Here is a 21287-nt window from a genome sequence, read left to right as displayed (position 1 = left end):
GCTACTCAGTACTCGATCCGCACATCCCCTTTCGGTACGCTGCAGCACGAAAGGATATAGCCTTCGGCGACGTCTTCATCGGTGATGCCGCCGTTGTGCTCCATCTCCACTTCCCCGCCCAGCTTGAGCACCTTGCAGGTGCCGCAGATGCCCATGCCGCAGGCCTTGGGGATCATCAGGCCGAGCTTGGCCGCCGCCGCGTGCACGGTCTCGCCCGGGGCCACGCGGATGCTCTTGCCGGTGGCGGTGAACTCCACCTGGTGCAGGTCGCCGGCGTCCAGCTCGGCGGCTTCAGCGGCCTGTTCGGCGTGCTCGACGGCATCGGCCTTGACCTCGGCCGGGGTCGCGCCGAACGACTCCTCATGGTAGCGGCTCATGTCGTAGCCGCTGCCTTCCAGCAAGCGCTTGACCGCGTTCATGTACGGCGTCGGGCCACAGCAGAAGATCTCCCGTTCCATATAGTCCGGGGCGATCAACTCCATGAGTTTCTGGTTCAGGTAGCCGCGGTAGCCCGCCCAGGGCTCGCCCAGGCCGTGCTTCTCGCAAATGATGTGCAGGCTGAAGTTGTCGATCCGCGAGGCCATGTGCTCCAGCTCGCGGTGATAGATGATGTCTTTCGGCGAGCGCGCGCTGTGGACGAAAACCATGTCGACATTGCCGTTGGTGTCGTAGAACCAGCGGGCCATGGACATCACCGGGGTGATGCCGACGCCGCCGCTCAGGTACAGCACCTTGGGGCTGGGGAAGTCGATGGCGTTGAACAGCCCCACCGGTCCGTGCACCGCCAGCTCCTGGCCTTCGTGCAGGGTGTCGTGCAGCCAGTTGGAAACCTTGCCACCGGGTACACGCTTGATGGTCACCGAGAAGCTGTAAGGCACCGACGGTGAACTGGAGATGGTGTAGGAACGCATGATCGGCTCGCCGTCGATCTCCAGCTCCAGGGTAACGAACTGCCCGGGCTTGAAGAAGAACATGATCGGCTGGTCGGCCATGAAACAGAAGGTGCGCACATCCCAGGTTTCCTGGATCACCTTGACGCAACGCACGATATGGCGGCCGTTGGCCCAGGTCTGGGTGCTGACCGGATTGAGGAAGCTGTTGGACATGCTCGTCTCCACGGCCGACTGCGGCCTGATGGCTGCGATTCTGCGCAAGCCGCGCAGGCGACACTTACCTATCCGCGACATTGGCGTGCTTATCGCGACCAGCCCCCGGCTACAGGGGCTGGCGCGTCGGAAACGGATCTGATCATGTCGCCCATGGATATGGTTCATGCGCACTTCGAACGCACACTCCATCGCAAATGATCCTGCTGTATTTGAGCCTTGCGTCGCCATAACAACGATTAGCCACTTTCACCGGCCACAAGCACTGGCCATGAGGACCTACACGATGGACGTCACCGCAACTTTGAGTCTGGGCGATCCACTGGAACCTGCACGCAAGGCCACCGCCGAGATGCTGCAGAGCCGCGAGCGGACCTTCTCGCTGCCACAGCCGTTCTACTGCGACGAGCGCCTGTTCCAGATCGACATGGAAGAGATCTTCCAGAAGGAATGGCTGATCGCCGGGATGACTTGCGAAATCCCGACCAAGGGCAACTTCATCACCCTGCAGATCGGCAAGAACCCGATCCTGGTGGTGCGCGGCGCCGAAGGCCAGGTGCATGCCTTCCACAACGTCTGCCGCCATCGCGGTTCGCGCCTGTGCACCAGCGACAAGGGCAAGGTCGCCAAGCTGGTCTGCCACTACCACCAGTGGACCTACGAGCTGGACGGCCGCCTGCTGTTCGCCGGCACCGAGATGGGCGCCGACTTCGACATGAAGCAGTACGGGCTCAAGCCTGTGAACGTCAAGACCGCCGGTGGCTACATCTTCATCAGCCTGGCTGAAAACCCGCCAGCGATCGATGACTTCCTCGCCACCCTGAACCACTACATGGAACCCTACGACATGGAGAACACCAAGGTGGCGGTACAAACCACCTTGATGGAAAAGGCCAATTGGAAGCTGGTGCTGGAAAACAACCGCGAGTGCTACCACTGCAGCGGCTCGCACCCTGAACTGCTGAAAACCCTGCTGGAATGGGACGACGTCACCGACCCGCGCGCAGACCAGGCGTTCAAGGACCACGTCGCGGCCTCCGCCGCCGCCTGGGATGCCGAGAAGATCCCCTACGCCCACGCCAGCTTTGGCCTGCGCAACCGCATCGTGCGCATGCCACTGCTCAAGGGCACGGTATCGATGACCCTGGACGGCAAGCAGGGCTGCCAGAAGCTCATGGGCCGGATCAAGAACCCGGACCTGGGCTCGATGCGCATCCTGCACCTGCCGCACTCGTGGAACCACTGCATGGGCGATCACATGATCGTCTTCACCGTGTGGCCGATCAGCGCCCAGGAGACCATGGTCACGACCAAGTGGCTGGTGCACAAGGATGCGGTTGAAGGTGTGGATTACGACCCGGCGCGCATGCGTCAGGTGTGGGATGCCACCAACGACCAGGACCGGCGCCTGGCGGAAGAGAACCAGCGCGGGATCAACTCGACGGCGTACCAGCCGGGGCCTTATTCGAAGACCTACGAGTTTGGTGTGGTGAACTTTGTCGATTGGTACAGCGAGCGGATGCTGAGCAACCTGGGGGCGGCACCGGCGCCTTACCTCAAGGGTGTGGCTGCGCAGTAAAGCGGGGCCGCTTTGCGGCCCATCGCCGGCAAAGCCGGCTCCCACAGGTGGTGTGTATACCTGCAAACCCTGTGGGAGCTGGCCTTGCCAGCGATGGGGCCGTACCAGCCTGTACAAATTTTGACCACCTACCGCAATCCCCCGGCCCTGCTGGGCCCGTCCACACAGCAAACACTTTACCCACAGGACAACCCACAGCTAATGTGGGCAAGTCGTTGTTTTTCCCGCGAAATTTTATTGATCAATATTTGATCAAATCTCTACACGCCTTTAAATACAAGGCTCACAGCGGAAGGCGAACACCTTATCCACAGAGACGCCAACAGACTTTGTGTGCAAAAGTCGAAGCGCTAAAAAACCGTTGTGGATAACGCCTTGAGCGACCGAAATACCGGGCCTGAGCAGGCATAAACAAGACAATTGGCTAGTTTCTGATCAACCCTACGCAGCCCTTGCGCCACGGGCCTCTCAGCCATGGGCGAACATATTACCCACAGACCCGCCAACAGCGATTGTGGGCAAACTCATTGCCGCCCTGGGAAGAAAACCTCGAAAAATCCACAACTTAGCCTGATCATTTTTTGACCATAACGCCGAAGGGCACGCAATGCGTGCCCTCCAGCCATACACAAACACTTTATCCACAGATCGGCCAACAGACTTTGTGAGCAACTGTCAGCGCAACACGCCCTCTTCCACCAGCAGCTTGAGGATGGCTTGCGCGCCGTCCTGAGGGCTGACGTCCTTGAGCACTTGCCCACCGCCGCCGCTGGCCTTGGCGGTGGCGGCTTTCATACGGTCGGCGCCGCTCTTGGCCTTGATCACCTTGAGGCGTTTAGGCCGCGGCTTGGCCGGTTGCAGTTCGGCACTTGTGAATAACTCGTCTGCGACAATCGCTACTTGGCGCGCCGCCAATACACCACGCCGGGCGGGGCCAAACGCGCTCTGGCGCGGCTTGGGCGCGGCGTTATCCACAGTGGCGAGCAACGGCAGGCGCACCTTCAAGCGGCGCCGCTGGCCCCGTGGCAGGGCCTGCAGGACCTGGGCCACGCCGTTGTGGATAGACTCCACTTCGGCAAGGCCCACCACCAACGGCCAGCCCAGGCGCTCGGCCAGCAGGAACGGCAGCATCCCCGAACCTTCGCCGGTTTCCGCCTGGCTGCCGGTCAGCACCAGCTGGGCACCGGCGTCGCGCAGGTAGTCACCGAGTACGCCCAGGGCATCGGCGCCTTGCGGCTGTTCGAGCACGTCGATGTGTTCCAGGCCCATGCCCAGGTAGGCGCGCAAAGCCGGCTCCTGCGGGTCGCCGGCATGCAGCACCTGCAAGTTATCCCCAGCCAGCTGCAGGCCCAGTTCCACTGCCCGGGCATCCTGCTCGGCGCGGCGGCTGCGGCCGGAGCTTGGGTGGGCACCGATTGAAACCAGACTGATGACCTTGGTGTGCATAGTTGTCCCCTGCCCTTAGGCCGCATCGCGCTTGCCGTCGTTGCGGTAGTTTTCCACAGCCTCGATCAGCGCTTGCAGAATCGCCGCGCTGTCGCCAATCACCGACAGGTCGGCACGCTTGATCATGTCGCAACCCGGGTCCATGTTGATCGCCACCACCTTGTCGCAGGCACCGATGCCCTGCAGGTGCTGGATCGCCCCGGAGATACCCACAGCCACATAAACCCGCGCGGTCACCCAGGTACCGGTAGCACCGACCTGGCGATTGCGCGGCATGAAGCCGTCGTCCACCGCTACCCGCGAGGCGCCTTCGGTAGCGCCGAGGGCAACGGTGGCGCGGTGGAACAGCTCCCAGTCCTTGACACCATTGCCGCCAGAGACAATGAACTCGGCCTCGGCCATGGCAATGGCAGCCGGGTCGACGGCCACCGGGCCGAGGTCTTCGATACGCGACAAGCTGCGCGCCGCGCTTGTGGATAACTGCACGGGCAAGGCTTCGTGGCGAGTTTCACTGACCGGTTCCGCGCATTCGGCAGCCGCCAGGATCAACCGTGGCAGGCCGCGGATCAGGTCCTGCTGGCCAGCGCCGGCACGGCCGCTGCATTGCCCATCTTTGACTTGCCAGACTCTTGTCGCCGGACGTTCGCCAATGGCCGCGGCAAGGCGCCGGCCCAGCTCGCCGCCACCGGTGCGGCTGTCTGGCAGCAGCCAATGGCGCGGGCTGTACTGGTTATCCACAGCACGCAGACCCTGCACCAGTTGCTCCGGTACGTAACCTGCGAACGCCTCGCCTTCGATCACCAGCAGGCGATCAACGCCGGCTGTGGAAAAGTTACTTTCCTTGTGTTCGCCAAACACCACCGCCAGCACTGCGCCGTCGCTGCCGGCCAGGCTGTGGGCCAGGCCCAGCAGGTCGCGGTCGTGGCTGCCCAGGCGCCCGCCGACCATGTCCGGGACCACGGCAATGTAGAACGCCGGCTGCGCCACCTGGTGCAGCGGCAATTGCACCGCCACTGCTGCCGTGCGCTTGCTGCTGCCGCCCTGCTGGGCGCCGCTGCGGTCGATGCGCTTGATACCGTTGGGGCCGATGAAGCCGATCCCATGGGGGTTCTTGCGGATGATGCCGTTGGGCCCCATCCAGCTGTGCTGTTGGCCCTGCTGCATGGCTGCGTGCAGCGGGTGCAGGCGGTTACGGGCGATCCACTCGGCGCGCGGATCACGGCGAATAATGTCGCTCATCAGTGCACCTCCGCAGGTTCACGCTTTGCCGGGGCGGGTTTGCTCGCCGAGGCCGGTTCTTCGAGGATGGCGTCGGCGACCAGTTCGGCCAGGTCCTTGATCAACGGACGCGGTTCGACCACGCCTTCGAGCATCGCCGTGCACTGTGGACAACCCACGGCAACCAATTCGGCGGCGGTCTCGCGGATGTCGTCCATGCGCATGTCGGGGATACGCTGTTTGCCAGGAATATCGGTAATCGGCGCACCGCCGCCACCGCCGCAGCAGCGTGAGCGGAAGCCCGAACGCTGCATCTCCTTGACCTCGATGCCGAGGGCGCGCAGCACTTCACGCGGCGCCTCGTACTCGCCGTTGTAACGACCCAGGTAGCACGGGTCGTGATAGGTCACGCTGCCGCCCTTGTGCTGGCCAAGGTTGAGCGCACCAGCGGCGATCAGTTCGGCGATGTAGGTGCTGTGGTGCTGCACCAGGTAGTTGCCGCCGAAGGCACCGTACTCGTTCTTGAGCACATGGAAGCTGTGCGGGTCGCAGGTGACGATGCGCTTGAAGCTGTACTTGGCCATGGTCTGGATATTGCGCTTGGCCAGTTGCTGGAAGGTCGCTTCGTCGCCCAGGCGCCGGGCCACGTCACCGCTGTCGCGCTCTTCCAGGCCGAGCACGGCAAAGTCTACTTGCGCAGCTTTCAGCACTTTGACAAAAGCCCGCAGGGTGCGCTGGTTACGCATGTCAAAGGCACCATCGCCGACCCAGAACAGTACTTCGGCGGTCTTGATGTCACCGAGCAGGTTGAGGTTGAGGTCCGCCGCCCAGTTCATCCGCCCACCCGGGGCGAAGCCGCCAGGGTTGTCGGTGGCGATCAGGTTGTCCAGCACCTCGGCGCCCTTGTTCGGCGTCGCGCCTTTTTCCAGGGTCAGGTGGCGACGCATGTCGACGATGGCATCGACGTGCTCGATCATCATCGGGCATTCCTCGACGCAGGCGCGGCAGGTGGTGCACGACCACAGGGTCTCGGCATCGACCAGGCCGTTGACGATCGGCTGATGCGGGTTGCCGCCATGCTCGCCGATCGGCTTGCCAGGGTACGGGCTGCCGGCAAACTTGGCATCGGTGCCGCCGGCCAGGCCAACGACCATGTCCTGGATGAGTTTTTTCGGGTTCAGCGGCTGGCCTGCGGCAAACGCCGGGCACACGGCCTCGCACTTGCCGCACTGTACGCAGGCGTCAAAGCCGAGCAGTTGGTTCCAGGTGAAATCCTTGGGCTTTTCTACCCCCAGCAACGCCTGCGGGTCCTCAAGGTCGATGGGTTTGAGCCCGGTCGAACGGCCACCGCCAAAGCGCTCGGCGCGCCGGTGCCAGGCCAGGTGCAGGGCACCGGCGAAGGCGTGCTTCATCGGCCCGCCCCAGGTCATGCCGAAGAACAGCTCGGACACGCCCCACAGCACGCCAATCCCCAGCAACGCCACCAACAGCCAGCCGCCGAAGCCCTGCGGGAGAATCCCGGCCACCGGCAAGGTGGCGATGAAGAAGCTCGCGGCAAACACCAGCAGGCTTTTCGGCAGGCGCATCCACGGGCCTTTCGACAACCGTGCTGGCGGGTTGAGGCGGCGTTTGTAGACGAACAGCGCACCGCCGAACATCAGCACGGTGGCGAACAGCAAGGCAAACCCAAGGATCTTGTTATGCAGGCCAAAGCCATGCACCAGAATCGCCAGCACCGCTGCCAGGACGAAGCCGCCAGCCGTGGCCACGTGAGTGTTGGCCATGTACTTGTCGCGGGCGACCACGTGGTGCAGGTCGACCATATAGCGCCGTGGCATGGCCAGCAGGCCGCCCAGCAGATCGACCTTCGACGGCCGACCCTGGCGCCACATCCGCACGCGCCGCAGCGCGCCGAGGACGGCAAGGCCCAGGGCGGCGAACAGGAGGATGGGGATAAGGGTGTTCAACATCAGAGGCACCTTTCAGGTGCAAGCCTCAAGCCTCAAGCCGCAAGCAAGGGCAACACCGCGTTGCTCTTGCTTACCGCTTGAAGCTTGCCGCTTGCAGCTGCCTTAGAAATCCTTACAAAGCCGAAGTGCGTCGTAAATGGCCGCGTGTGTATTGCGCTGCGCCACGCAGTCACCGATGCGGTACAGCAGGTAGCCTTCGCCCGGTTGGCTGAGGATCGGCTGCGGCTTGATCGCGAACAGGGCTTCGATATCGATCTGACCCTTGTTCCGCGAACCTTCCTTGAGCCCGTAGTACAGCGCCTCGTCCGGGCGCACGCCGTTCTCGATCACCACCTGGTCGACCACCCGCTCCTCTTTGGCACCGGTGTATTCGTTCTCCAGCACCGCCACCAGCTTGTCGCCCTCGCGGTAGACCTTTTCCAGCATCAGGTCGCCGGTCATGATCACTTCCTTGGGGTACATGCTGCGGTAGTAGGTCGGGAACGACGTGCCGCCAATGGCCACGCCCGGCTTGATGTCGTCGGTGACGATCTCGACCTGGCTGCCTTTGTCGGCGATGTAGTCGGCTACCGACATGCCGGTGAATTCGCAGATGGTGTCGTACACCAGCACGTTCTTGCCCGGCGCCACCTTGCCGTCGAGCACGTCCCAACTGCTGACCACCAGCCCTTCGGCGGCGCCCCAGTGTTCGTTCTGCTCGATGAACGGATGGCCGCCCACCGCCAGCACGATAATGTCCGCACGCAAGTCCTGGATGGTGTCGATATCGGCCGCAGTGCCCAGGCGCAGGTCGACCTTCAGGCGCGCCAGCTCCAGTTGATACCAACGGGTGATACCGGCGATCTGGTCGCGTTGCGGCGCCTTGGCAGCGATGCTGATCTGCCCGCCGATGGCGTCTTTCTTCTCGAACAGGGTGACGTCATGGCCGCGTTCGGCCGCCACACGAGCGGCTTCCATCCCCGCAGGCCCGGCGCCGACCACCACCACCTTGCGCTTGGGCCCGGTGCTTTTCTCGATGATGTGCGGCACGCCCATGTATTCACGGGAGGTTGCCGCGTTCTGGATGCACAGCACATCCAGGCCCTGGTACTGGCGGTCGATGCAGTAGTTGGCACCGACGCACTGCTTGATCTGGTCGATCTGGCCCATCTTGATCTTGGCAATCAGGTGCGGGTCGGCGATGTGCGCGCGGGTCATGCCGACCATGTCGACATAGCCGCCTTCGAGGATGCGCGTGGCCTGGTTGGGGTCCTTGATGTTCTGCGCGTGCAGCACCGGTACCTTGACCACTTCCTTGATGCCGGCCGCCAGGTGCAGGAACGGCTCGGGCGGGAAGCTCATGTTGGGGATAACGTTGGCCAGGGTATTGTGGGTGTCGCACCCCGAACCGATCACGCCGAAGAAATCCAGCATGCCGGTGGCATCGTAGTACTTGGCGATTTCCTTCATGTCCTCGTGGCTAAGGCCATCGGGATGGAATTCGTCACCGCAGATGCGCATGCCCACGCAAAAATCCGGGCCGACTTCAGCACGCACGGCCTTGAGCACTTCCAGGCCGAATTTCATCCGGCCTTCAAACGTGCCGCCCCATTCGTCGGTACGCTTGTTGACCCGCGGGCTCCAGAACTGGTCGATCATGTGCTGGTGCACCGCCGACAGCTCGACGCCATCCAGGCCGCCTTCTTTGGCCCGGCGCGCGGCTTGCGCGTAGTTGCCGATCACCCGCCAGATCTCTTCCGGCTCGATGGTCTTGCAGGTGGCACGGTGCACCGGCTCGCGCACCCCCGATGGCGACATCAGGGTTGGCCAGTTGAAGCCATCCCAGCGCGAGCGGCGGCCCATGTGGGTAATCTGGATCATGATCTTGGCGCCATGCTTGTGCATGGCATCAGCCAGGTTCTGAAAGTGCGGGATGATGCGGTCGGTCGAGAGGTTCACCGAGGCCCACCATTCCTGCGGGCTGTCGATCGCCACCACCGAGGAGCCACCGCAAATGGCCAGGCCGATGCCGCCCTTGGCTTTCTCTTCGTAGTACTTCACGTAGCGCTCGGTGGTCATGCCGCCGTCGGTGGCGTAGACCTCGGCGTGCGCGGTGCTCAATACCCGGTTGCGGATGGTCAGTTTGCCGATCTGGATCGGCTGGAACATTGCTTCGAAAGCCATGGCGGGATCCTCGACTTACAACGGCTTGACGATGAACAGGCCATCGTCGTGGCCTTCTTCCGAACCGCCGTAGACCTGCTCGGCGACCGTACGAATGTTGCTGCCGCGGGCCGCCAGGATCTGGTCCATGGCCCCGGCGAACCAACCGGTGAACATGTAATCGACCTTGCGCCCGACCTTGCCGTAGACATAGACGAACGCTGAGTGCTCGAGCTTGACGCTGGCAGTGCCCTTGTCCAGGTCAATGTCCTGGATCTTGAACAGGCCCCAGCCGCGCTGGGACAGGCGCTTCATGTAGTGTTCGAACACCGCCACGCCTTCGAGGCCGTGGCATTCAGCCTCTTTCTCGCACCAGTGCCAGGCGGACTTGTAACCGGCCTTGTAGAGGATCTCGGCATAGGCGTCGGCGCCCAGCACTTCCTCGATACCCATGTGGTTGTTGACGAAGAAATGCCGCGGCACGTACAGCATCGGCAGGGCATCGCTGGTCCAGACACCGGTCTCGCTGTCGACTTCGATAGGCAATTGCGGGGCGATCTTGGCCATGGAAACTGAACTCCAGAAATTTTGGTTGGCTGCCCCTGCGCCTGTGGCAGGGGGCGGAAGACGGTTACTGGCGGCTTATTCGCCCCAGACATCCTTGAGCACGTTGACCCAGTTCTCGCCCATGATCTTGCGCACCACGCGCTCGGAATGGCCGCGATTGAGCAGGGTCTCGGTAAGGTTGGGGAACTCGCCCACGGTGCGGATGCCCAGCGGGTTGATGATCTTGCCGAAGTTGGTCAGGCGCCGGGCGTAGCCCTTGTCGTGGGTCAGGTACTCGAAGAAGTCCTGGCCGTGGCCCTGGGTGAAGTCGGTACCGATACCGATGGAGTCTTCACCGACGATGTTCATGGTGTATTCGATAGCTTCGGCATAGTCGTCGATGGTCGAATCGATGCCCTTGGCCAGGAACGGCGCGAACATGGTCACGCCGACGAAACCGCCGTGGTCGGCAATGAACTTGAGCTCTTCATCGGACTTGTTGCGCGGGTGCTCCTTGAGCCCGGAAGGCAGGCAGTGGGAGTAGCACACCGGTTTTTTCGATTCGAGGATGACTTCTTCGGACGTTTTGGAACCGACATGGGACAGGTCGCACATGACCCCGACGCGGTTCATCTCGGCGACGATCTCGCGGCCAAAGCCCGACAACCCGCCATCACGCTCGTAGCAGCCGGTGCCGACCAGGTTCTGGGTGTTGTAGCACATCTGCACGATGCCTACGCCCAGCTGCTTGAACACCTCGACATAGCCGATCTGGTCTTCGAAAGCATGGGCGTTCTGGAAGCCGAAGAGGATGCCGGTCTTGCCCACTTCCTTGGCCTTGCGGATGTCGGCGGTGGTACGCACCGGCATCACCAGGTCGCTGTTCTCGCGGATCAGCTTCTGGCTGGCGGCGATGTTGTTGACCGTGGCCTGGAAGCCTTCCCAGACCGACACCGTGCAGTTGGCCGCAGTCAAGCCACCCTTGCGCATGTCCTCGAACAGCTCGCGGTTCCATTTGGCAATGATCAGCCCGTCGATAACGATGCTGTCTGCGTGTAATTCGGCTGGGCTCATCAGGCTGTCCCCTTTATTGGTAAACCTGCGCCGAATCGTCTGCCGGCGCTTTGGGGCCAGCATATGCCTAGGGGCAATGTCGCCCAGATGCAAAAACGACAGGGGAATTGCCGAAAGCGTCAAAGAGCGACAAAGGGGCGTTGCAGGTCGCCGTGGCACAGTCTTTAACAGTTTCCCGACAATCCGCTCAAAGATTGCCGCAGGCCCCTGCCCTAGCATGCACTGACCGCCATTCCCGCCCAGGTGCCTCATGCTTCGCTCGCTTCGCCTTGCTTCATTGTTCGGCCTGCTGCTCGTCAATACCGGTTGCGGCGAACGGGCGCCGACGAGCCTGCCGCCGATCGGCAAGGGCGACTATCGGGCGGTCATCGAACACTTGCGCCAGAGCATCCCCGAGCAGATGCGCAAGAACCACGTGCCCGGCCTGTCGCTGGCGCTGATCGACGGCCAGGAGCTGGTCTGGGCCGAAGGTTTCGGTCTGGCTGACGAGGCGCTACACATGCGTGTAACACCAACCACGGCGTTTCGCGCCGGTTCTCTGTCCAAGCTGTTCACTGCCAGCGCCACCCTGCAACTGGTCGAGCAGCAGCGCCTGAGCCTGGACGCACCGTTGTCACGCACCCTGCCGGAGTTTCGCGTGCGCTCGCGCTTTCACGCCGATGCCCGCAGCGCCAACGACGCCATCACCTTGCGCCGCCTGCTCAGCCACCAGGCCGGCCTGCCGAGCGAATTCCTGCCTCGCCTGCGCACTGATGATCCATTGAAGTACCTGCCGCAGAAGGCCTCGGGGTTGTGGCTGAACAATCCGCCGGGCACGCAGATGGCCTATTCCAACCTGGGTTTTGCCCTGCTCGGTGCAGCCATCGAGCGCAGCAGCGGGCAACCATTTGAAACCCGCCTGCAGCAGCACCTGTTGCAACCGTTGGCCATGGAACATTCGAGTTTCGTCGGCAATAGCGAGCTGCAACCCTATCGCGCCCGAGGCTACCTGCAAGGTCAGCCCAGCAGCGACGAGGAGATCCGCGACCTGCCCGCCGGCGGCTTGTGGACCACGCCACGGGATGTTGGCCAGTTCGTGCAAATGCTGTTCGCCCAGGGACGTTTCGATGGCAGGCAGCTGCTGAGCCAGCAGTCGGTTGCCGAGATGTTCCGCCAACAGAACCGTGCCAATGCCCTGGACTTCGACTGCCCTATAGGCCTTGCCTGGTACCTGGGCCCTTGCGGCGACCCGCGCATCGGGCCGCAGCTGCAACAATGGCAACACAGTGGCTCGACTGGCGATTTTGCCGCGCAACTGAGCGTGCTACCCGAGCCACAGCTGGCGGTGGTGGTGATGGCCAATGCCGACACCGCCGAAGCACTGGTCAGCGAAGTGGCCACTCAGGCCCTGCGCCTGATGCTCCAGGCCCAAGGCAACCAGCTCGTCTGCCCGCGCGACTGTGCGCCGAGCCTGCCGCCGCTGGCCGCTGCCGCGGCGCCCAGCCCTCGCGACCGCCAGCGCCTGGCCGGGTTGTACGCCAGCCCGTTGGGCGTGATCCGCCTCAAGGACCAGCGCCATCAACTGTTTGCCGAACTGGGCGGCAAGCGCGTCGAACTGCTGCGCGACAGTCAAGGCTGGCTGCGGGCACAGAAAAAACTGTTGGGCTTGTGGTCGCTGGATCTGGGCCTGCTCGAACAACTTCAGCTGGATGTGATCAGCGTCGCGGGCAAAGAAGTGCTGGCAGTCAGGCGCCACGGCCAGACCCTGCCACTGGGCGAGCGCATTGACCCCGGACCGATACCCGCCGACTGGCAAGCCAGTGTCGGACGCTATCGCCTGATCAGCCCCAACGAGCGCGAACCGTTGCTCGACGGCCTGACCTTGCGCATCGATCAGGGCCTGCTGCTGGCCCAGGGCCGGCGCAAAGGCGAAACCCTGGGTGAATTCGTGGTCCAGCCACTGGATGACGCCCATGCCCTGCTGGCCGGCAGCGCATTGGGCGCGGGCAACACCCTGACTCGGCGTAGCGACGGCTTGCGGGTGCTCGGCTATCGCTTTGTGCGCAGCCCAGACCAGGACGCCGGCCTGCAGCTCTAGGTTTCAGCCATCGACGTGCGGCCAGCTCAACACGAAGCAGGCGCCACCTTCGCGGCTATCGCCCACCTGGGCATAGCCGCCGTGCCATTGCGAGACCCGACGCACCAGCGCCAGGCCAAGGCCAAAGCCACCGGTGCGCCGGTCACGGCTGGCGTCCAGGCGCGAGAACGGCTCGAAGATCTTCTCTCGGGCGGCAAGCGGTACGCCTGGGCCGTCGTCCTCTACCACGAGGCGATACAGCTCACCTTCTCGCTGCAGGCTGACCCGGACTTCACCGGCGGCATAGCGAATGGCATTGCGCAACAGATTGATCACTGCCCGCGCCATGAACCGCGGCTCGATACGAATGCTCTGTACCGTACACGCCTCAAGCGACAGCTGCACACCGGCCGCCTCGGCCTCCAGAGCGACACTGCCCAGGACACTGTCGATCCAATGGTTGGCCTGGATGGTTTCGCGCTTGATCTCGGTGGCGCCACGCTCAAGGCTGGCATAGGTCAACAACTCCGAGACCATCTCCTCCAGGTCGCCCAGGTCGGCGTGCATTTCGTCGATCAACGCACCGCAGCCTTCCTGGCGGGCCAGCCGGCGCAGTTGTTCGAGTTCGAAGGTCAGGCGTGCAATGGGAGTGCGCAGCTCATGGGAAACTGCGTTGGTCAGCTCACGCTGGTTGGCGATCAGGCCTTCGATGCGCCCGGCCATCTGGTTGAAGTGCTCGGCCAGCTCCCGAATGTTCGAGCGCCGCGACAAGTAGATGCGTGAACGCAGGTCGTTGTCACCAAAACGCTGGGCCGCCAGGCGCAAGCGCTCAAGGTCACGCCAGTGCGGCCATACCCAGAGAAACAGGGCAATACCGATCAAGCCGCCGAGCATAGCGTAGGCGCCGACGGTATAGGTACGGGTCAGCTCGGGCTCAGGCGGCAAATCGATGCTCAGCAATTGGCTGCTACCGTCGATGGGGCTGATGAACTGGGTGAACTCCTTGCGAACCACCAGTTGCCGGTTTGCCAGCAACTGACGCTCGCGCTCATCCAGCTGCAACTGCCCGGCGTCGACCAGTTTCAGGCCCAGGCCGTAATTGGGCTGCAATTCGTCCAGACGCCGCTGGCGCTGCTCAGCGGTCAGCGGGCGCAGTTGCTCCACCAGGCTGTACGCCGGCCCACGTACCGCTTCGCGGTGGTAGACCTCGGTGGGGGCGTTGAGCAGCCAGGTGAACACATGGTCGACCGCGGTGATCGCCAGGGCAAAGCCCAGTACCAGGGTGATGAACAGGCCAAGAAACAGGCGCAGCATCTACAGCTCCCAGGCAAAGGGGTTGAACAGATACCCCTTGCCCCACACTGTCTTGATGCACAGCGGTTCACGCGGGTTGTCGTGCAGCTTGTTGCGCAGCTTGCTGACGTAGACATCGACACTGCGGTTGAGGCCGTCGAAGGCGATGCCACGGATATGGCTGAGGATATCGTCGCGGGAAAGGATTTGCCCGGCGGAACTGGCCAGCAACCACAACAGCTCGAACTCCATGGTGCTCAGTTCGATGACCTGCTGGCCCAAGCGTGCTTCGCGGCTGGCCCGGTCAATACTCAGGCGCCCGAACTCGAGGCTGTCGCGCTCGCTCGGGTCACTGCCCTTACGCCGCTGCAAGGCCCGCAGCCGGGCCAGCAACACCGGCGGCTTGATCGGTTTGATCACGTAGTCGTCGGCACCGGACTCAAGGCCGAGAATATGGTCCAGATCATCCTCGCGAGCAGTGAGGATCACGATCGGCGTGGCCGCCTGGCTGCGAATTGCCCGGCATACTTGCAGGCCGCTCAGGCCGGGCAGCATCAGATCGAGTACCACCAGCGCCGGTTTGAAGCCCAAAAAGGCCTCCAGTGCCTCGTCACCCCGGTGCACACAGTGCACCTCGAAGCCGTGCTCGGCTAAAAAATGCGCAACCAGGCTGGCCAGCTTCAAGTCATCCTCGACCAGCAGTACCTTGATCAGTCCGGAGCATTCCATGGCGTTTCCACAGGGTAAGAGTGAGGATAGTGGCTAAACGCCAAGTTTATGTGCACCTTTATGAAACGTCTGTGAATAAGTGTTCACGCAGCCTGCACGCTTTTTCACAGGTGCAACGGCTACCCTGTTCTTTGCTGCGGCGCTGAGCGAGAATCGGCGCCCATGTTCGCGCAAGCTTTCGGAGGATGTCGCAGATGAGAACGATGGTAGGGCTGGCCCTGGTATTGCTGGCATTCGGCGCCCATGCCGAGGACGACGAAAGTACCCCGTGCGACAACGTCGAAACCGACCAGCAAAGCTATGAATGCGCTCAATACAGCCGCACCACCGCCGAACGCGAACTCGATGCCGCGTTTACTGACCTGCTGGATCGAATCAAGGAACAATACGCCGGTCAAAGCGCGAAGATCAGTGACGTGAGCAAACGCATGAACGACGCCCAAGCGCTGTGGAAGCAGCTGCGCGACGCCGACTGCAAGGTCGAGACCTTTGAGCAAAAACCCGGCAAGGACTTCGACGCGGCATTGAACACCTGCCTTGCCCAACGTAGCGATGATCGCTCCGAATACTTGCAGTCCCTGGGGCTGCAAAACTCCGATTGAGAACAGCATGAAAATCTGCGGAATTGAAATCAAAGGCAGCGAAGCGCTGCTCGCCGTTGCCACGCTGGACGGTACCAGCCCTGTGCATCTTGCCCTGGCCACGAAAAAAATCGGCCTGGAAGATGACGAACTGGCGGACAACGTCAAAGTCTTTGCCCAGCAGGCCCGGCAATTTATCGCTGAACATGGCATCAGCCACCTGGCGATCAAGAAACGCAGCAAGAAAGGTGACTTCGCGGGTGGCCCGACCACCTTCAAGATCGAAGGCATATTGCAGTTGCTGGACAATTGCGAGGTGGAACTGGTTTCACCGCAGACCGTCAGCGCTCAGGCCAAGAAACACAACATCGAACTGCCTGCTTCGTTGAACAAGTACCAGCACGAAGCCTACAAGAGCGCCTGCGCGCTGTTGCTCAAGCGCCGCTGAGGCTGACGGCCCCGGCCTTGCGGTCTTCCCGCGGGCAACGCGCGAATCGCCCCCGGTAGCAGCGGGTGAAATACGACGCTGATTCGAACCCGCAAGCGATGCTCACCTCCAGTACGCTCAGATCGGTCTGGCGCAGCAGTTGCCGGGCCTTGTCCAGGCGCAGGCGCAAGTAAAAACCGCTGGGCGTGTCGTGCAGGTACAGGCGAAACAGGCGCTCCAGCTGGCGCCGGGTGACCTGCACCGATTCGGCCAACACCAGGGTGTTGAGCGGTTGTTCGGTGTTGCGCTCCATCTCGCCGATCACCTGCACCAGTTTCTTGTTGCTGATGCCATAACGTGAGGCGATCTGCATGCGCTGGTGATCCTGGCGCGGGCGGATACGGCCAAGCACGAACTGCTCCGACACCTGGATCGCCAGCTCCGGGCCGTGGGCCTGGGCAATCAGGTCGAGCATCAGGTCGATCGACGCGGTGCCACCTGCCGAGGTGATACGGCGGCGATCTACTTCGAACAGTTCCTGGGTTGCCTGCAACTGCGGGTAACGTTCCTTGAAGGCCTCCAGCGCTTCCCAGTGCAGGGTCACCCGGTGACCGTCGAGCAGCCCGGCCTCGGCCAGCACCACGGTGCCGGTGTCGATACCGCCCAATACCACGCCCTCGTGATCAAGCTTGCGCAACCAGTGTTGCAGGGCCGGGCCGTAGCTGCGCAACGGCTCGAAACCCGCTACCAGCAACAACGTCGCACCCTTGCCCAGCGGCTCCAGGGCGGCGTCGGCATTCACCGACATGCCGTTGCTGGCCTGCACCGCGCCGCCATCCATACTCAGCACCTGCCAGCGATATAGCTCGCCGCGAAAGCGGTTGGCCACCCGCAGCGGCTCTATCGCGGAAATAAAGCCGATGGCGGAGAAGCCGGGCAACAGCAAGAAATGGAAATCCTGGGGCATAGCGACAACTCGACGGCCACGGATGCTGGGTTAATAGCGCGCTGGTCGCCACTGTGCAAGTGCCGGTCGCCAGAGTGCGATTTTTACCCACAGCACCCGCGTAGTTTGATCACACGGCACGCAGAGGCCGCCCCCTATAACAATTAGAACTGCCGTTGGAGGAGCCACCATGAACAGAATGATCAGCCGTAGCCTGCTGATGCTCGTCGGTACCGCAATCCTCAGCACCAACGTGATGGCCGCAGAGCCGGCCGCCTGCAAGAACGTGCGCCTTGGCGTGGTCAACTGGACCGATGTGATGGCCACCAGCGCCATGACCCAGGTCCTGCTTGATGGCCTGGGCTACAAGACCAAGCAGACCAGCGCCTCGCAACAGATCATTTTCGCCGGTATCCGCGACCAGCGCCTGGACATGTTCCTCGGCTACTGGAACCCGATCATGACCCAGACCATCACCCCGTTCATCGACGCCAAACAGGTCAAGGTCCTCGACCAGCCCAGCCTCGACGACGCCCGCGCGACCCTCGCCGTGCCCCAGTACCTGGCCGACAAGGGCCTGAAAACCTTTGCTGACATCGCCAGGTTCGAAAAGGAGCTGGGCGGCAAGATCTACGGCATCGAGCCGGGCTCGGGCGCCAACACCCAGATCAAGGCGATGATCAGCAAGAACCAGTTCGGCCTGGGCAAGTTCCAGCTGGTCGAGTCCAGCGAAGCCGGCATGCTCGCCGCCGTCGATCGCGCCGTGCGACGCAAGGAGGCGGTGGTGTTCTTTGGCTGGGCGCCGCACCCGATGAACATCAACATCGACATGGCCTACCTCAGCGGCAGCGAAGGCGCCCTGGGCCCGGACGAAGGCCGGGCCACGGTGTGGACCGTCACCGCGCCGGACTATGCCCAGCGTTGCCCGAACGTCAACCAGCTGCTGACCAACCTGACCTTCAGCGCCGAGGACGAGAGCCGCATGATGCAACCGCTGCTTGACCACAAAGACGCGCTGGAATCCGCCCGCCAGTGGCTCAAGGACCATCCCCAGGACCAGAAGCGCTGGCTTGAAGGGGTGACCACGTTCGACGGCAGGCCGGCCGCCGAAAACCTGCAACTGACCGCTAACTGACAGACCCAATCGCGGGTCAAGCCCGCTCCCACAGAGGAACTGGTCATCTGTGGGAGCGGGCTTGCCCCGCGACGGCCCCAACTCGCCCGAAGGAAACCGCTCATGAACCACGACGTCATCATCACCTGTGCCCTGACCGGCGCCGGCGACACCGCCAGCAAGAGCCACCTGGTCCCGGTGACCCCCAAGCAGATCGCCGAAGCCGCGGTAGAGGCCGCCAAAGCCGGTGCAACAGTCGTCCACTGTCACGTCCGGGATCCACAAACCGGTCGCTTCAGCCGTGATGTCGCGCTGTACCGCGAAGTCATGGAGCGCATTCGCGAGTCGGACGTCGACATCATCGTCAACCTTACCGCCGGCATGGGTGGCGACCTGGAGATCGGCCCGGGCGAAACCCCGCTGGAATTCGGCGCCGGCACCGACCTGATCGGCCCACTGGAGCGCCTGGCCCATGTCGAGGCGTTGCTACCGGAAATCTGCACCCTGGACTGCGGCACCCTCAATTTTGGCGACGGCAACAGCATCTATGTCTCGACCCCGGCGCAATTGCGCGCTGGCGCCCGACGCATTACTGAACTTGGGGTCAAAGCCGAACTGGAAATCTTCGACACCGGCCACCTGTGGTTTGCCAAGCAGATGATCAAGGAAGGCCTGCTCGACGACCCCTTGTTCCAGCTGTGCCTGGGCATTCCCTGGGGCGCTCCGGCCGATACCACCACCATGAAAGCCATGGTCGACAACCTGCCAGCCGGCGTGACCTGGGCCGGCTTCGGCATCGGCCGCATGCAGATGCCAATGGCCGCGCAAGCGGTGCTGCTCGGCGGCAATGTACGGGTCGGCCTGGAGGACAACCTGTACCTGGACAAGGGCGTGCTGGCCAGCAACGGCCAACTGGTAGAACGCGCCAGCGAGATTCTCAGCCGCCTGGGCGCACGGGTGCTCACCCCTGCCGAAGGCCGCGCCAAAATGAACCTGACCCGTCGCTGATTGCTGGAGAAACCGATGAGCTTTATCACCGAAATCAAAACCTTTGCAGCTTTGGGCAGCGGCGTGATCGGCAGCGGCTGGGTAGCCCGCGCCCTGGCCCACGGCCTTGACGTAGTGGCCTGGGACCCGGCACCTGGCGCCGAAGCAGCCTTGCGCAAACGCATCGCCAATGCCTGGCCCGCCCTGGAAAAACAAGGCCTGGCGCCCGGCGCATCACCGGACCGTCTGCGCGTTGTGGCGACCATCGAGGAATGCGTGCGCGATGCCGATTTCATCCAGGAAAGCGCCCCCGAGCGCCTGGACCTCAAGCTAGATCTGCACAGCAAAATCAGCGCCGCGGCCAAGCCCGATGCATTGATCGGCTCCAGCACGTCGGGGCTGTTGCCCAGCGAGTTCTACGAGTCCTCGACCCACCCCGAGCGCTGCGTGGTCGGCCACCCGTTCAACCCGGTATACCTGCTGCCGCTGGTGGAGATCGTCGGCAGCAACAAGACCGCGCCCGAGGCCATCGAAGCGGCAAAAATCGTCTACACCCAGCTGGGCATGCGCCCGCTGCATGTGCGCAAGGAAGTACCCGGTTTTATCGCCGACCGCCTGCTCGAAGCGCTCTGGCGCGAGGCGCTGCACCTGGTCAACGACGGCGTGGCAACCACCGGTGAAATCGACGATGCCATTCGTTTCGGTGCGGGTTTGCGCTGGTCGTTCATGGGCACCTTCCTCACCTATACCCTGGCCGGTGGCGATGCTGGCATGCGCCACTTCATGGCCCAGTTCGGCCCGGCGCTGCAACTGCCCTGGACCTACCTGCCAGCCCCGGAGCTGACCGACGGCTTGATCGACGCCGTAGTCGAGGGCACCGGCGAACAACTGGGCGAACGCAGCATCAGCTCGCTGGAGCGCTATCGTGATGATTGCCTGCTGGCCGTGCTGGATGCGGTAAAAACCACCAAGGCCAAGCACGGCATGGCCTTCAGCGACTGACCGGAGTGCAGCGATGCCCGCATTGATCACCTACCAAACCCCGGTCCTGGCGGACTGGGTCGACTACAACGGGCACCTGCGCGATGCCTTCTACCTGCTGATCTTCAGCTATGCCACCGATGCCTTCATGGACCGCATCGGCCTTGACAGCGACAACCGTAGCGCCAGCGGCAATTCGCTGTTCACCCTGGAGTGCCACCTGAACTACCAGCACGAGGTGAAGCTCGGCACCCAGGTGTGGGTACAAACCCAGGTCATCGGTTTTGACCGCAAGCGCCTGCAGCTGTATCACAGCCTGCATCGCGAAGGGTTTGACCAGGCGTTGGCGGCCAGCGAACAGATGCTCCTGCATGTGGACCTGGCAGGGCCAAGGTCGGCGCCATTCGCGCCCGGGGTGGTGGAGCGCTTGCAAGGGATCGTGAATGAGCAGGCGGACCTGCCGGCGGCCGAGTTTGTTGGCCGGGTGATCGGGTTGCCAAAGTAACCGCCCTATCGCTGGCAAGCCAGCTCCCACAGAAGCGGCGGTGATCCCTGTGGGAGCTGGCTTGCCAGCGATGAATCCAGGCAAAAAATAACCCCGGCAAGCCGTGAAGCAACCGGGGCCAAGAGCGAGTATGAACATGCTTCAAGCGGAGGGTGACCAAACCTTCCTTTGCTGTGCATGACCTCAGTGTGCAGCCTCCCTTCCCCGTCGATTTGCCCGAAAACGACCTGGGCTTAGGTAAAGCGGCCATTGCGGCATTCTGTCCTTGCCGCCCTGCGGTGCTGCCCACAGAATCGACTGACGATCACACCTGCAAACAAGGACAACAACCATGATGCATGCGGATTTGATTGATCAAGACGACCTGCTGGGCCAACTGCGCGCCCTGGGTTTCGAGATGCCGAGCGGGGCCAGCGCCGAACAGGCCTGCGAGTATGCGGTGCGCGGTTTGAGTGAGCCGCGGGCCAAAGCCTTGAAGGGTATGGTCGAGCAGATGTACACCGGCAATGCGACCATTCTGCCGGCCGTGCGCCAGGCGATCGAAAAGCAGTTGTTGCCGGCGTTGGCCGAATTTCAGAATCGTTAAC

The 21287-nt window shown here is 62.8% G+C and carries 19 protein-coding genes; 9 read left to right on the top strand and 10 right to left on the bottom strand.

What is annotated here, in order from left to right; translation table 11 throughout:
- Positions 1-5 precede the first annotated feature (5 nt).
- Positions 6-1106 carry a glycine-betaine demethylase subunit GbcB gene (gene gbcB / locus UW3_RS0105795; protein WP_010221348.1) on the bottom strand — a complete coding sequence of 367 codons (1101 nt, stop codon included), beginning with the start codon at positions 1104-1106 and terminating at the stop codon, positions 6-8.
- Between the two features lie 286 nt (positions 1107-1392).
- Here gbcB and gbcA point away from each other — a divergent pair, with 286 nt between their 5' ends.
- A complete protein-coding gene (gbcA, locus tag UW3_RS0105785; RefSeq protein WP_010221346.1) occupies positions 1393-2685 on the top strand; it encodes a glycine-betaine demethylase subunit GbcA in 1293 nt (430 codons plus the stop codon).
- Positions 2686-3360: 675 nt separating this feature from the next.
- Here gbcA and etfB read toward each other — a convergent pair.
- From etfB to UW3_RS0105755, 6 genes are all read right to left on the bottom strand, one after another.
- Entirely contained in the window at positions 3361-4131 is a 771-nt protein-coding gene (etfB, locus tag UW3_RS0105780; RefSeq protein WP_010221345.1) for an electron transfer flavoprotein subunit beta, read from the bottom strand.
- Between the two features lie 15 nt (positions 4132-4146).
- Complete coding sequence (gene etfA / locus UW3_RS0105775) at positions 4147-5370, bottom strand: electron transfer flavoprotein subunit alpha (protein ID WP_010221344.1); 1224 nt, start codon at positions 5368-5370, stop codon at positions 4147-4149.
- Positions 5370-7319 carry a dimethylglycine demethylation protein DgcB gene (gene dgcB / locus UW3_RS0105770; RefSeq protein ID WP_010221343.1) on the bottom strand — a complete coding sequence of 650 codons (1950 nt, stop codon included), beginning with the start codon at positions 7317-7319 and terminating at the stop codon, positions 5370-5372. Before dgcB ends, etfA begins: the two co-directional genes overlap by 1 nt.
- 102 nt (positions 7320-7421) lie before the next feature.
- Complete coding sequence (dgcA, locus tag UW3_RS0105765) at positions 7422-9482, bottom strand: dimethylglycine demethylation protein DgcA (protein ID WP_010221342.1); 2061 nt, start codon at positions 9480-9482, stop codon at positions 7422-7424.
- A 15-nt stretch (positions 9483-9497) separates the two neighbouring features.
- Positions 9498-10028, bottom strand: a complete 531-nt coding sequence (locus UW3_RS0105760) for a 4-vinyl reductase (RefSeq protein ID WP_010221341.1) — start codon at positions 10026-10028, stop codon at positions 9498-9500.
- 75 nt (positions 10029-10103) lie between these two features.
- A complete protein-coding gene (locus UW3_RS0105755) occupies positions 10104-11081 on the bottom strand; it encodes a dipeptidase (RefSeq protein WP_010221340.1) in 978 nt (325 codons plus the stop codon).
- Between the two features lie 250 nt (positions 11082-11331).
- Between UW3_RS0105755 and UW3_RS0105750 the strand changes: the two genes are divergently transcribed.
- A complete protein-coding gene (locus UW3_RS0105750) occupies positions 11332-13158 on the top strand; it encodes a serine hydrolase domain-containing protein (protein WP_010221339.1) in 1827 nt (608 codons plus the stop codon).
- 3 nt (positions 13159-13161) lie between these two features.
- Here the strand turns inward: UW3_RS0105750 and UW3_RS0105745 are convergent, their stop codons facing one another.
- Together UW3_RS0105745 and UW3_RS0105740 are read right to left on the bottom strand one after the other, a co-directional pair.
- Positions 13162-14451, bottom strand: a complete 1290-nt coding sequence (locus UW3_RS0105745; RefSeq protein ID WP_010221338.1) for an ATP-binding protein — start codon at positions 14449-14451, stop codon at positions 13162-13164.
- Complete coding sequence (locus tag UW3_RS0105740; protein ID WP_010221337.1) at positions 14452-15159, bottom strand: winged helix-turn-helix domain-containing protein; 708 nt, start codon at positions 15157-15159, stop codon at positions 14452-14454.
- Positions 15160-15353: 194 nt separating this feature from the next.
- Here UW3_RS0105740 and UW3_RS0105735 point away from each other — a divergent pair, with 194 nt between their 5' ends.
- Positions 15354-15761, top strand: a complete 408-nt coding sequence (locus UW3_RS0105735; RefSeq protein ID WP_026001205.1) for a lysozyme inhibitor LprI family protein — start codon at positions 15354-15356, stop codon at positions 15759-15761.
- A 7-nt stretch (positions 15762-15768) separates the two neighbouring features.
- Positions 15769-16188, top strand: a complete 420-nt coding sequence (locus tag UW3_RS0105730; RefSeq protein ID WP_010221335.1) for a DUF3010 family protein — start codon at positions 15769-15771, stop codon at positions 16186-16188.
- Here the strand turns inward: UW3_RS0105730 and UW3_RS0105725 are convergent.
- Positions 16175-17134, bottom strand: a complete 960-nt coding sequence (locus UW3_RS0105725; protein ID WP_010221334.1) for a GlxA family transcriptional regulator — start codon at positions 17132-17134, stop codon at positions 16175-16177. The two genes, UW3_RS0105730 and UW3_RS0105725, sit on opposite strands and share 14 nt — an antisense overlap.
- Positions 17135-17303: 169 nt before the next feature.
- Between UW3_RS0105725 and choX the strand changes: the two genes are divergently transcribed.
- The 5 genes from choX to UW3_RS0105700 all read left to right on the top strand — a co-directional run bounded on the left by choX (position 17304) and on the right by UW3_RS0105700 (position 21286).
- A complete protein-coding gene (gene choX / locus UW3_RS0105720; protein ID WP_010221333.1) occupies positions 17304-18248 on the top strand; it encodes a choline ABC transporter substrate-binding protein in 945 nt (314 codons plus the stop codon).
- Between the two features lie 102 nt (positions 18249-18350).
- Positions 18351-19235: a 3-dehydrocarnitine:acetyl-CoA trimethylamine transferase CdhC gene (gene cdhC, locus UW3_RS0105715; RefSeq protein WP_010221332.1), complete on the top strand. Its 885-nt coding sequence runs from the start codon at positions 18351-18353 to the stop codon at positions 19233-19235.
- A 15-nt stretch (positions 19236-19250) separates the two neighbouring features.
- The gene (locus UW3_RS0105710) at positions 19251-20216 is read left to right on the top strand and encodes an L-carnitine dehydrogenase (RefSeq protein WP_010221331.1); all 966 of its coding nucleotides are present in this window, start codon (positions 19251-19253) and stop codon (positions 20214-20216) included.
- Between the two features lie 13 nt (positions 20217-20229).
- Positions 20230-20700, top strand: coding sequence for a thioesterase family protein (locus UW3_RS0105705; protein WP_010221330.1), 471 nt, complete (start codon positions 20230-20232; stop codon positions 20698-20700).
- Between the two features lie 331 nt (positions 20701-21031).
- On the top strand, positions 21032-21286 hold the full coding sequence (locus tag UW3_RS0105700) for a hypothetical protein (RefSeq protein WP_026001204.1): 255 nt from the start codon (positions 21032-21034) through the stop codon (positions 21284-21286).
- Position 21287: the final 1 nt, after the last annotated feature.

Source organism: Pseudomonas donghuensis (assembly GCF_000259195.1).
GTDB lineage: Bacteria > Pseudomonadota > Gammaproteobacteria > Pseudomonadales > Pseudomonadaceae > Aquipseudomonas > Aquipseudomonas donghuensis.
This window is presented reverse-complemented; position numbering and strand designations above follow the sequence as displayed.